Origin of the sequence: Edwardsiella sp. A.80236 (assembly GCF_044540725.1) — a bacterium.
In the GTDB taxonomy this organism is placed as follows: domain Bacteria; phylum Pseudomonadota; class Gammaproteobacteria; order Enterobacterales; family Enterobacteriaceae; genus Edwardsiella; species Edwardsiella tarda.
This window is the reverse complement of sequence record NZ_JBIUCY010000004.1, coordinates 12,755-26,018: the sequence shown is the minus strand read 5'-3', so window position 1 is coordinate 26,018 and position 13,264 is coordinate 12,755. Positions and strand designations below refer to the sequence as shown.

Sequence of the window (13,264 nt, the reverse complement as noted above, 5' to 3'; positions counted from 1 at the left end):
TAAAAAATAGGCTGATTGGCACTATAGCATCGCCATAGATTAGCGATGCAAGGAGTTTGCTGGCGAGGGGAGAAGAACAAAGCCCTGTGCTAGCAGGGCCTTGTTATACAGAGGATAATCAGGCGTTTTGGCCGTCGCTTTGCGTATTCATCATGCGTTTGAGCCAAGGGACTAGGGCCGCCATTACCAGCGCGATGATCAGTGTCGCGATGCCGATCTTACCGAATACGCTGGTGTAGATGGGCAGGGTCTGTAATGGGTCGGTGATGCCGTCTGGTACGGCGGTAAAGGTGGCAACATAGCCGCCGAGCAGGAAGGCGGCGGCTTGGGTCAGGAACCACATACCGAGGATGAAGCCCATCAGGTACTGGGGAACGAGGGCGGCGACCATCGCCAGACCTAGGGCGCTGATCATCAACTCACCCAGGCTCTGGAACAGGTAAACCAAGACCACAAACCACGGTGAGGTCAATCCTTGGGCGTCGGCGAACCATAGACCCGCAGCGGCGGCGGTCAGGAAGCCCAGCGAGCACAGCAGCATCCCCAGGGTAAACTTGGTCGGCATACTCAGATCGCGTCCACGACTACCGAGGTGAGTATAGATCGAGGCCAATACGGGGCTGGCGACCACCACCCAGAAGGGGTTGAGGGCCTGGAAGCTGACCGGGTTAATCGCGAAGCCGAGGATCTCATGACGCACGTTGTTGATGGCGAAGAAGTTGAGCGAGGTCGGCATTTGTGCGTAGAGGATGTAGAACAGTACGGCTTCGAGCATCAGGATAAAGGCGACGAACATACGGTTACGTCCCTGGGTATCTTGCTTGAAGGCCTCGCGGAAGAAAAAGTAGATCACGACCACGGAGACGGCGATCAACACGATGTTCGCTACGCCGACGTTATGCATCAGCCAGGCGCAGATAGCAATCATGACCACAGAGCCGGCCAGAACGAGCAACAGCTTGCCGTAGTTCAGAGGCAGATGGTCTGGCTCGGAGCCGAGGCTACGCACCATGCCGCGGCAGGCAAAGTAGACCAACAAGGCGACGATCAACCCTGCGCCGCACAGATTATAGGTCACGGCGTAGCCGAAGCGTTCGGCGATGATCGGTGCCAGGGAGAGCGAAATCAACGAGCCGATATTGATCGACATGTAGAACAGCGTGAATGCCCCATCGAGGCGCGGATCTTTCGGCGGATAGCATTTGGAGAGCAGGCTGGCGGGATTGGCCTTAAATAGTCCGTTGCCGACGGCGATGGTGCCGAGGGCGACGAAGATCATCTGCGGTTTGAGCAGCGACATCCCGGTCATAAAGTAGCCCAGGGCCAGCACGATAGCGCCAAGCACCATGGTGCGTTTCGTCCCGAGCAGATGGTCGCCGACGTAACCGCCGATAGAGATCAGGCCGTAGACCAAGGCAGCGAAGGCACCGAAGGTGATAAAGGCTTGTTCTTGGGAGAATCCTAGCTGTTTTACGAAGAAGACGGCCAGAATTCCTTGTACGCCGTAATAACCGAAACGTTCCCATAATTCTATGAAAAATATCATGAAAAATGGCTTTGGCTGCTGGAGCAAGCCCGGCGTGGTGGTGTTCATTGTGGTTGGCCTCAGATTATTGTTATGTTGGTAAAAGTGATTGCGTGATGCATAGGCACATCTTGATGAAATAGAATTCTATTTTATAAACAAATCTACTGTATTAAATGTGGTATTTAACCGTGATTACTAGATTATTATTTTGATTGTCGGTTAATTGAGCGCTTGTTCACTCTTTTGCTAAAAGTTGGCGGGAAAGAAACAAAAACGCCACGGCGTGAGCGCCGTGGCGGGGGGAAGAACCGGGGATATTAGTGCAAATTAATCGTCTTCTTCGTCTTTTAGCGGCACGATCAACATGTCGATATGCACGGTATTGATCAGCTGACGTGCGGAGGACATCAGCTTACTCCAGAAATCTTGATGATGGCCACACAGCACCAGGTCCATATCATACTTCTTGATGGCGTCGACCAAGACCTGACCGAGGTCACCGCTGCCGCTCAGGGTCTCGGTGATCGGATAACCGGCATGTTGAGATAACTCGGTTAAGGCGTGATGCGTCTCATCGGAAATACGCTTCTGCATATCCCCCAAGTTGACGTCGATTAGACCGGTATAAAGATCGGAGTAGTTGACGTCTACGTGGATCAACGAAACCTTCGCGTCGTAGGGGCGTGCCATGGACACGGCTTTTTCGACCAGTATGTTACTTTCCGGGGAAAGGTCTACAGCAACCAGAATGTGTTTATAAGCCATAAGAGCGCTCCTTCCTAAAGCCGGTTAACGGGTATCACAGGTTTCGTCTGCCCCGGCGGGCGTGCTGGCGATACCTGTATAATAGCACTGTCCGGATCGTGAGATATGTCATACGGCTCACAGGGTCGTGGTCGCGTTGCTCACCCAGAGAAGACCGTGACCGGAAAGTGTTAGGCTGTGTCCCGCAATGGCGCCTTCGATGCACATACACCCTTGCGGGACATAGCCTAGTAATATGATTAACTCATTTTTTATAAGGATCACCGCAGGGTAAATCAAGTACTGTTTCCCGATTGCGTGCAAAAGTTGATTTACCCCCAAGATAATGCCGCCTCGGACGGCATTTTGACGGCGACTTCGCCGAATATATAATGAAATCTTTAACCTATAGCGTAGTGGATCCGCGCTCGCCAGGGCTGAAAGAAATAATTTTTGTGATCTTCGCACGCGTCGCCGCCAGATTTCCTACACTAATAATTGTACTCCCTCGGGCAGGGAATACCGTCTCTTGATGACAACACCATGGGTCGGCGGCACGCTACGCCGACATTGTCGAGTTCAGTATCGCGTCCTCGGCAGCGTTATGCCGTGAGGATGCCAGGAGGGGGAAATCATGATTAATACCGTCGCACTATTCTGGGCGTTGTTTATTGTGTGCGTAGTCAACATGCTACGTTATTACTCCTCTCTGCGCTCCCTATTGATAGTCTTGCGCGGTTGCGATCCCTTGCTCTATCAATATGTCGATGGCAGTGGTTTCTTTACCAGTCATGGTCAACCGAGCAAGCAGTTACGCCTGGTGCGCTATATCTATGAGCGTCGTTACAACGATCACCATGACGATGAGTTCATTCGCCGTTGTGAGCGGTTACGCCGCCAATTTATCTTGACCAGCGCCCTGTGCGGATTGGTTACCCTCGCCTTGATTGGGTTAGCCATCTGGCACTGACGAAACACGCGCGTTGCCTAACCGAGCGGATTGTTATAGGGTAAAAGGGAATCTTCCATTACGGATATCAATGACTATGTCAGTACAGCGTCGCCTGCTAAACCTACTTCTTCTCCTTAGCACCTAGGGCGGCCTGCTTACACCATCTATTTTCTCAGGGCCGCCGGATGGCGGCCTTGTTGTAGGTAAACCTCAAGACGTACTCCGGCGATTCCCCATCCAGCGGAGTGATGTTATGAGTCAAGTGTTAGACAGCTCACCGGCGGTGAGCCGGGTTCCCCAGTGGTCGTCGCGAGTGGGCCACATCCTGGCCGCCGCCGGATCGGCGATCGGGATCGGTGCCATCTGGAAATTCCCCTATGTGACGGCGACCAATGGCGGCGGTGCCTTCCTGCTGTTGTTCCTTCTGTTTAGCTTTACCCTGGGATTGGCGGTCTTTATGGCCGAGACCCTGCTGGGCAGCCATAGCCGTCAGAGCGTGGTGCAGGCATTCCGCCAGTTGTGCGGGCGTCATTGGGGGTGGGTCGGCTTGCTCGGTATCGTGACCAGTTGGTGCATCTACAGTTTTTATAGTGTGGTCGGCGGCTGGACAGTCGGCTATGCGTTGATGGCGGGGGCCGGGCGCTTGCAGAGCGACCATGCACAGGGATTTCAGGCGCTGTTCAGTCACTATATTAGTCATCCCTATTGGCCAGTCGTGACCCACCTGTTGTTCGCCGCACTGACCGCCTATGTGGTATTGGGCGGGGTACAGCGCGGGGTGGAGAAGGCGGTGAAGGTGATGATGCCGCTGTTGCTGTTGATCATGGTAGCGTTGATCGTCATCGCGTTGACCTTGCCGGGGGCCACCGCCGGCTTACGCCTGTTTCTGTGGCCCGACTTTAGCCATCTGAGCGGAAAAAGCGTCTTGGATGCGTTGGGCTTAGCCTTCTTTTCCCTGTCCGTCGGCCTGGGGATCCATACCACGTATGGCGCCTACTTGCCGAGTAGTGATGGCGTGGCGCGATCCAGCCTGTGGGTGGTGGCGCTCTCTTGTCTGGTCTGTGTGCTGGCCGGTTTGATGATCTTTCCGGCGCTGAGTGCCGCCGGTCTGGATCCGAGCGCAGGACCGGGGCTGACCTTTATGACCATGCCGGTTTTCTTTAGTCATCTGCCTTTTGCCTCACTGTGGGCGTCGGCATTTTTTATCTTGCTGTTGCTGGCGGCACTCTCTTCCTCTATCTCCTTACTGGAGCATATCGTGGCCTTCGCCTGTGGCCGCTGGGGATGGTCGCGCCGTAATGCCACTCTGTTGGTCAGCGCCAGCATCATGCTGGCAGGCATCCCGGTTACACTGTCGTTTGGCCCACTGGCGGATTACACCTGGGCGGGGCGCTCGCTGTTCGACTGGTTGGATTTTCTGACCTCTAACCTGATGATGCCGCTGTTCGCCATCGTCATCTGCCTGCTGTTCGGTTGGTCATCTCGACTGGAAGGGTTGTTGCCGTCGACTCTGTCGCCGCTGTGGCGCCGGGCGTTGCGTTTTACCTGGCGCTATGCGGCTCCGTTATGCATCGGGGTGATCTTGTTACATGGCGTGTGGTAAGAGGGGGCGCTGGGCGTGATCCTGTCGTTGTTGGTATCGCGTCGTACCAGGTGCGCGCCGATGCGCCTGAGGTAAAAAAAAGCCCGTCAATGACGGGCTTAGTCTTCATTAGCGGGCGTTTAGACGACGAAGGTTAACGCCAGCCAGTACAACAGACTGGAAATGACGATCGCCATCGGCAGGGTTAATACCCAGGCCAGCAGGATGTTTTTCACCGTCTTACCCTGCACGCCGCCGCCATCGACCAGCATGGTGCCGGTCACGGCCGAGGAGAGCACGTGAGTGGTGGAAACCGGCATCCCGGTATAGCTGGCGACACCGATGGAGATGGCGGCGGTCATCTGAGCCGACACCCCTTGTGCATAGGTCATCCCCTTCTTACCGATCTTCTCACCGATGGTCGTCGCAACGCGACGCCAGCCGACCATGGTGCCCAGCGACAGGGCCAGTGCGACGGCGACGATGATCCACATCGGAGCATATTCGACGGTCGCCAGCAGATCTTTACGCAGGTCGCCCAGGAAGCGTTTGTTGCTATCGCTGGTTTCCGGCAGTTTGGCGACCTTACCGGCCGTATCGGCCACGCACATCAGTAGGCGACGCATATGGCTGCGTTGATCGACGGTCAGTTGATCATAGTTTTGCAGATCGGCCAGCATACCTTGCGCACTGGCGATGGCGACTTGCGCCCGTGCCGGGTTGCAATGGAAGATCTTGCTGCCCTGTCCCTCTTCACTCGCCGGGATCTCCGGCTCGGTGTTGATGACATGGCTCAGGTCAGCCTGATGTTGGCGATAATACTGATCCAGATGGGTGATGGCATCGCGCGTACGGGCGATGTCATACCCGGTGGCATCCATGTTCATCACGAAGCCCGCCGGGGCGACGCCGATCAACACCAGCATCAGCAGACCGATCCCTTTCTGGCCGTCGTTGGCGCCGTGGGAGAAGCTGACACCAATGGCAGAGACGATCAGGGCGATACGCGTCCAGAACGGTGGCTTGCGTTTGCCGTCGATCTTCTCGCGCTCGGCCGGCGTCATATGGATGCGGCGACGCTTCTTGGTGCCGCTCCAGTAACGACGCAAACACCATACCATGAGACCCGCCAGCAGCAGGCCGACGATCGGCGAGATGATCAATGACAGGAAGATCTCAATCATCTTAGGGATATTGAGGGCATCGACCACCGAGGTGTGCGTCATCAGCGCGTTCGTGAGCGCAATACCGATGATGGCACCGATCAGGGTGTGCGAGCTGGAGGCCGGTAGGCCGAAGTACCAGGTGCCCAGGTTCCAGATGATCGCCGCCAACAGCAGGGAGAACATCATCGCCAAACCATGGGAAGAGCCGACGTTCAGCAACAGATCGGTCGGCAGCAGGTGAACGATGGCATAGGCCACGCTCAGACCGCCCAACATGACGCCGAGGAAGTTAAAAATACCGGACATTACCACGGCGATCTGCGAGCGCAGTGCACGGGTGTAAATGACGGTGGCGACCGCGTTGGCCGTATCATGGAAGCCATTGATGGCTTCGTAGAACAGCACAAACAGCAGTGCGAGGACTAACATTAGGCCAGTATGGAAATCTAGCCCTGCAAAGAGATGTAGCATATGCGTTACGCCAGTTTGTGGACATGAACGCGGCGCATTATCGGCGAGAAGACTGGCCGGGGAAAAGGAAAATATGACGTTTTTTTGATTTGCCGATGACAAAAGGAGGTATCAACTTAAGACTACTCTTAGTATTTCATAAAGTTATAAGCATTATGACAGTAAAAATTTTTTATATCATGATTGGCATTGTAATGGTATTTCTTTGTTTATTCGGCGAGTTACGCCGCTTTTCGCACCAATGTGGCCGATGCGCCGCGAAGCGGCGCATCGGTAGGATTAGAACCACTGACCGAAGCGGTGAATATAGAAACGCTTCATCAGCTGCGTCAGAACGCAATAGCTCAACAGGATGGCGACCAACCACGGGAAGTAGCTCAACGGCAGCGGTTGCAGGCCGATAAAGTGCCCCAGGGGCGAGAAGGGGATGTAGATCCCTAACGCCATGATGACACCGGTGGTCAGCATCACTGGCAGTGCGGCACAACTCTGGATGAAGGGGATCTTCTGGGTGCGCAGCATATGCACCACCAGGGTCTGCGACAGTAACCCCTCGATGAACCAGCCGGACTGGAACAGCGACTCATGGGCGATGCTGTTGGCGGAGAAGACGTACCACATCAGGGCATAGGTGGCGATGTCGAACAGAGAGGAGGTCGGGCCGATCCACAGCATAAAGCGGCCGATGTTTTTGGCATCCCACTTGCGCGGTTTGCGCAGAAACTCCTTGTCCATGCGATCCCAGGGTAGGCTCATCTGTGACAGATCATACAGCAGATTTTGCAGCAAGAGCTGGATGGCCAGCATCGGCAGGAACGGAATAAAGGCGCTGGCCACCAGGACAGAGAACACGTTGCCGAAGTTAGAGCTGGCGGTCATGTTCAGGTATTTGATGATGTTACCGAAGGTCTCACGTCCGGTGATCACCCCCTGTTCCAATACCATCAGATCCTTCTCTAGCAGGATGATATCCGCCGACTCTTTAGCGATATCGGTACCGGTATCGACGGAGATACCGACATCGGCATCGCGCAGCGCCGGCGCATCGTTGATGCCATCACCGAGGAAGCCGACGGTGTGGCCATTATTCTGTAATGCCTTGAGTACACGAGACTTCTGCAACGGACTCAGCTTGGCAAAGACGGTGCGTCGTTCGGCCTCATGTGCCAACTGTTGATCATCCAGTCGCTCGATATCGCTGCCGAGCAGAACCTCACCCGGCTCCAATCCCACCTCTTGGCAGATCTTGCCGGTCACGGTCGGGTTATCGCCGGTCAAGACCTTAACCATAACACCATTTTCGCGCAGAGCGTCGATCGCGGCGGCGGCGGACTCTTTCGGCGGATCGAGGAAGGTTAACAGGCCGCACAGGATCAGATCCCGCTCGTCGGCGATGCTGAGTGGGAAGGCGCAGCCATCGTGACCGAGATCGCGCGTACCGAGCATCAGGACACGGAAGCCTTGACGGTTATACGCCTCGGCCAGGGTTTGCAGCGCGTGGCGGCGTGCCTCATCCAGCGGCAGGATCTGGCCCCGCTCTTCGATATGGCTGGCGATGGCGATCATCTCCTCGACGGCCCCTTTGCAAATCAGGGTATGGTTGCGCTGCTCGTCGCTGACCACGATGGAGAGGCGGCGCCGGCTGAAGTCGAACGGCAGCTCGTCGATCTTGCTGTAGCCCGACATCGCATCGATGGCCGGATTACCCTGTCCACAGCGGATCACCGCCTTATCCATCAGGTTCTTCATGCCACTCTGGTGGTAGCTATTCAGCCAGGCCAGTTGCAAGACACGCGGATTCGCTTGGCCCTGGGTATCCAGATAGTGTTCCAGGATGATGCGATCTTGCGTCAGCGTCCCGGTCTTATCGGTACACAGCACATCCATGGCGCCAAAGTTCTGGATGGCGTTGAGCCGTTTAACCACCACCTTGCGGCGCGACATGGTGATGGCTCCCTTCGCCAGGTTAGAGCTGACGATCATCGGCAGCATCTCCGGGGTCAGGCCAACGGCGACGGCCAGGGCGAACAGGGCGGCGTCGGTCCAGTCCCCCTTCGTGAAGCCATTGATCAACAGCACGATGGGTACCATCACCAGCATAAAGCGGATCAGTAGCCAGCTGACACTGTTGACGCCGCGATCGAAGGCGGTCTGGGAGCGGGTGCCGACGATGGATTTAGCCAAGGAGCCGAAATAGGTGCGGTTCCCAGTGGCGACCACCACCGCCTTGGCGGTGCCGCTGGAGACGTTGGTACCCATCAGGCAGATATTCGCCAGCTCTAATAGGCTGCCCTCACCGGTACAGGCCTCGCTGGACTTCTCCCGCACATTGGCGGTGACGTCGTATTTCTCGATCGGTAAGGCTTCACCGGTTAGTACGGCCTGACTGATAAACAGATCGCGTGACTCGATCAGTTTGACGTCGGCCGGGATCATGTCGCCGGCGGAGAGCAGGATGATATCGCCCGGCACCAGTTGCTGCATCGGGATCTCATGGCATTCGCCCTGGGCGAACGGGTGGGCGCGTCGTAACACGGTGGCGGTGGTGCGTACCATCGACTTGAGCGCCTCGGCGGCCTTGTTGGTGCGGAACTCTTGCCAGAAACGCAGCAGGCCGCTGAGGGAGACCATCACGATGATGATGATCACACCGGTCAGGTCGGTCGGTTCGCCGTGGCGCAGCGGTAACCAGTAATCGGTGACGAAGCTGATCACGGCCAGGGCCATCAATACGTAGATAAAGGGATTGTTGAAGGCCATGACGAACTGAACCAGCGCCGGTGGCGCCTTCTCATGGGCGACCTGGTTGGGGCCATGCAGTTGTAACCGCTCCACGGCATCCGCCGCCTCTAATCCCTGGGTACTGGCGGAGAGCGTGGCCAGCGTGGCATCGAGGCTGACGCGAGCCTCATCGGCGATGGCGTAGTTTTTCTTCGTTTTTTCCCGGCGTCCTTTCTGGATCGCGCTGTTTTGGTCGATCATTTGAGTCATAGAGCTGTACTCTGGGCTGATTTTTAAGCGCACCTTTGCCGCCCGGCGAAAGGTGTGGATAGCTGAAGCAGAAGAGGGAAACGCCAGGCGTGACAAAGCCTGCGTCATGCACGGCGTCTCAGTGCGAGGGTGGCATTACGCCTCCCCGCATCGGCGCTTATGCGCCTGGAGGAAATAGGGCTTGGGTATAGAACAACATGATAACTGTCCGCATTTCACCCGGCGTGTCGGTACACACAAGGCAGATGATTACATTAGGGTATGCAGCAGTTCGAGATGAAGTGTTGCTGCCCGCCTGGGTTAGGCAAGCAGCACATCGGGAAGATGGTCAGCTTGCCAAGGATAAGTGCGTGTTTTCCTGATGACTCTGACTGTCCAATTGACGCTATCTCCCGCGATAAAAAGTGCGCTAACTATAGTTCTGTGCCGGGAGTGTGTAAACCGTACACACTTAAACCAATCGTTAACAAAGGTATGCTTATGTTCCATCCTGACGACTCGAAAAATTAAATCCCTTTTATATCAATAGATAATAATATTTCTGTGCCTCGTACTTTTTTACAAAAGTACTTTACAAAACTAATTGATAATGATTATCATTAATGCGTTTTCCACGTGTGGCTCAGGCCTCGCCAGGAAGGCACGACATTGCTCACATTGCTTCCATATTTTTAGCCAGCTCGGGTGCTGGCTTTTTTTTACGGCCTCGGGTCGTCGTTTTGTCTACCAGCGCGCAGCGATGCGCCTGCACTGGCGGCTACAATGGCACTCTCTGTGGTCGGAAAGAGTATCTCTATGGCCGTCAGCCAGGTGGATCTAATCCTTTCGCTGTTGCAGCAGATGTGCGTCTATTTGGTGATCGCCTATCTGCTCAGTAAAACCCCGCTATTCATTCCATTGATGCAGGTGACGATCCGTCTGCCGCATAAGCTGGTGTGCTACCTCACTTTCTCGATGTTTTGCATCATGGGCACCTACTTCGGCCTGCATATCGATGACTCGATCGCCAACACGCGGGCGATCGGTGCGGTGCTCGGTGGGGTGCTGGGTGGGCCGAGCGTCGGCTTTCTCGTGGGACTGACCGGCGGGCTACATCGCTATTCGATGGGGGGGATGACGGCGCTCGCCTGCATGATCTCGACGGTGGTGGAGGGATTGGTGGGCGGCCTCTTGCATCGGCAAATGCTGCGTCATCATCGCCTTGATCTGCTGTTTACTCCGTGGGTAGTCGGGGCGATAGCCTTACTGGCAGAGTTACTCCAGATGGGGATCATCCTCCTGATCGCGCGTCCCTTCTGGGAGGCCGAGGAGTTGGTGGAGCATATCGCCTTGCCGATGATGATCACCAACAGCATCGGTGCGGCGATGTTTATGCGCATCCTGTTGGATCGACGGGCGATCGTCGACAAGTACTCTTCCGCCTTCTCCGCCAAGGCGTTGCAGATCGCCGCGCGGGCCGACGGAATATTGCGCCGGGGTTTCGATCGTCAGAATAGCATGAAGGTGGCGCGTATCCTGTATGAGGAGTTAGGCGTCGGGGCGGTGGCGCTGACCGATCGCCAGCATCTGCTGGCTTTTATCGGCATCGGGGATGATCATCATCTGGTGGGCTCGCCGATCACCTCGCACCATACCCTACGCGCCATCGAACACAATCAGGTGGTGTATGCCGATGGTAATGAGGTGCCTTATCAGTGTTCGATCACTCCGCACTGTAAGCTAGGGTCGTCGCTGGTGATCCCATTACGCGGTGAGGATAATCGCGTGATGGGCACCATTAAGCTATACGAGGCGAAGAATAACCTGTTTTCCAGCATCAATCGCACCCTCGGCGAGGGGATCGGCCATCTGCTGTCGGCGCAGATCTTGGCGGGCAAGTATGAACAGCAGAAGCAACTGCTGGCCCAATCCCAGATTAAACTGTTGCATGCCCAAGTAAATCCCCATTTCCTGTTCAATGCCTTAAATACCTTATCGGCGGTGATCCGTCGCGACCCGGATCATGCGCGCCGCCTGGTGCTGTCGCTGTCGACCTTCTTTCGTAAGAATTTGAAGCGCAATGGTGATGAGGTGACGTTGGCGGATGAGTTGGAGCATGTGGATGCCTATCTGGCGATCGAGAAGGCGCGTTTCGCCGAGAATCTGACGGTGGCGGTGAGTGTCGATGAGGCGCTGCTGGCGACCCGGCTGCCGGCGTTCTCCCTGCAACCGATCGTCGAGAATGCCATTAAGCATGGCACCGCTCAGCTGTTCGGCGTGGGGCGGGTTCGGCTACACTGCTGGCGTGAGGAGGAGCGGGTCTGCATCAGCGTGGAGGATAACGCCGGCCTGTACCACCCGCAGCCGGGCGGTGATGGCTTAGGCATGAATCTGGTCGATCGGCGTATCAAGGCGCGTTACGGTGAGCAGTTCGGCGTGCAGGTCCGCTGCGAGCCTGAGCGCTCGACACAGGTGGTGGTGCGCGTCCCCTGGGTCACGGCATCGGATAAGCCAGCGGCGCTGCCGCGCACGCTGGCCGAAGATCCGCGGGACTAGAGCAGCAGGCGCAGCATACGGCGTAGTGGCTCGGCGGCCCCCCACAGCAGTTGGTCGCCGACGGTAAAGGCGGAGAGATATTGCGGTCCCATGTTCAACTTGCGCAGGCGGCCGACGGGGGTGGCGAGGGTGCCCGTGACGGCGGCAGGGGTTAGCTCCCGCATGGTGAGTTCGCGGTCGTTGGGAACCACTTTGACCCACTCGTTGTGGCGGGCCAGTAGTTGCTCCACCTCGGGCAGGGCGATGTCCTGTTTCAATTTGATGGTGAAGGCTTGGCTATGACAACGCAGGGCGCCGACGCGTACACACAGGCCATCGATGGGGATCGCTTGCGATGTGGCCAGGATCTTGTTGGTCTCCGCCTGGCCTTTCCACTCTTCACGGCTCTGGCCGTTATCCAGCGCCTTGTCGATCCACGGGATCAGGCTGCCGGCGAGCGGTACGCCGAAGTTATCCGTCGGCAAGGTGCCGCTACGCATCATCTCGGTGACGTGACGCTCGATGTCCAGGATGGCGCTCGCCGGATCTTCCAGAGCCGGTGCGACACGGCCATGCAGCATCCCCATCTGAGTTAACAGTTCACGCATATGGCGGGCACCGCCGCCGGAGGCCGCCTGATAGGTGGCGACGGAGACCCACTCCACCAGATCGGCGGCGAACAGGCCGCCGAGGGACATCAGCATCAGGCTGACGGTACAGTTACCGCCCACGAAGGTCTTCACGCCGCGCTCTAGCCCACGATCGATCACCGCCCGGTTAACCGGATCGAGGATGATGATGGCGTCCTGTTGCATGCGCAGTGCCGAGGCGGCATCGATCCAATACCCTTGCCAACCGGCGGCGCGCAGTTGCGGATAGATCGCGTTGGTATAGTCACCGCCCTGGCAGGTAATAATGATATCCATCGCCTTGAGGGCATCGATATCGCTGGCATCCTGCAATGTGCCGCGATGGCCAGCGATAGTCGGCGCGGGTTGGCCATGCTGCGAAGTGGAGAAAAAGAGCGGGCGGATGGCGTCGAAGTCGCGCTCTTCGCTCATGCGTTGCATAAGCACCGAGCCAACCATGCCGCGCCAGCCGATAAAACCAACGTTTTTCATATGCAGTCCTGCCTTGGAAGGTGAGTGGGTTAGGGCGGCCGTCGCGTGCCGACGTGACGCGCAACGGTGTGATAATGCTCAAACTTACAAAATGTACCGCGATGCGCAAGTGAATTTATTCGATGTCGCGCGGCGGATCGTTGGCCGTAGCTAATGAGGGTGCCGCAATGTACGGCATAGGCCGATGCTCCCCGC

General features: G+C 56.6%; 8 protein-coding genes. 3 read left to right on the top strand and 5 right to left on the bottom strand.

The annotated features are described in order from the left end of the window. Nucleotides 1-118: 118 nt before the first annotated feature. Nucleotides 119-1,594, bottom strand: coding sequence for a dipeptide/tripeptide permease DtpB (gene dtpB, locus ACEQFP_RS05310; RefSeq protein ID WP_005290712.1), 1,476 nt, complete (start codon nt 1,592-1,594; stop codon nt 119-121). Nucleotides 1,595-1,855: 261 nt separating this feature from the next. After that, nucleotides 1,856-2,293 carry a universal stress protein UspA gene (gene uspA, locus ACEQFP_RS05305; RefSeq protein WP_005290708.1) on the bottom strand — a complete coding sequence of 146 codons (438 nt, stop codon included), beginning with the start codon at nt 2,291-2,293 and terminating at the stop codon, nt 1,856-1,858. A 613-nt stretch (nt 2,294-2,906) separates the two neighbouring features. Here uspA and uspB point away from each other — a divergent pair. Both uspB and ACEQFP_RS05295 read left to right on the top strand, forming a co-directional pair. Beyond that, a complete protein-coding gene (gene uspB, locus ACEQFP_RS05300; RefSeq protein WP_005290697.1) occupies nt 2,907-3,242 on the top strand; it encodes a universal stress protein UspB in 336 nt (111 codons plus the stop codon). A gap of 235 nt (nt 3,243-3,477) precedes the next feature. Further along, nucleotides 3,478-4,827, top strand: coding sequence for a sodium-dependent transporter (locus tag ACEQFP_RS05295; protein WP_005290694.1), 1,350 nt, complete (start codon nt 3,478-3,480; stop codon nt 4,825-4,827). A gap of 119 nt (nt 4,828-4,946) precedes the next feature. Here the strand turns inward: ACEQFP_RS05295 and pitA are convergent, their stop codons facing one another. Further along, on the bottom strand, nt 4,947-6,443 hold the full coding sequence (gene pitA, locus ACEQFP_RS05290; RefSeq protein ID WP_005290690.1) for an inorganic phosphate transporter PitA: 1,497 nt from the start codon (nt 6,441-6,443) through the stop codon (nt 4,947-4,949). A 279-nt stretch (nt 6,444-6,722) separates the two neighbouring features. Continuing rightward, on the bottom strand, nt 6,723-9,434 hold the full coding sequence (gene mgtA, locus ACEQFP_RS05285) for a magnesium-translocating P-type ATPase (RefSeq protein WP_035596650.1): 2,712 nt from the start codon (nt 9,432-9,434) through the stop codon (nt 6,723-6,725). A gap of 795 nt (nt 9,435-10,229) precedes the next feature. On the opposite strand from mgtA, the gene ACEQFP_RS05280 reads away from it, so the two are divergent. Then, nucleotides 10,230-11,969: a sensor histidine kinase gene (locus tag ACEQFP_RS05280; protein WP_098142797.1), complete on the top strand. Its 1,740-nt coding sequence runs from the start codon at nt 10,230-10,232 to the stop codon at nt 11,967-11,969. Here the strand turns inward: ACEQFP_RS05280 and asd are convergent. After that, complete coding sequence (asd, locus tag ACEQFP_RS05275; RefSeq protein WP_005290677.1) at nt 11,966-13,069, bottom strand: aspartate-semialdehyde dehydrogenase; 1,104 nt, start codon at nt 13,067-13,069, stop codon at nt 11,966-11,968. The two genes, ACEQFP_RS05280 and asd, sit on opposite strands and share 4 nt — an antisense overlap. Between the last annotated feature and the right edge of the window lie 195 nt (nt 13,070-13,264).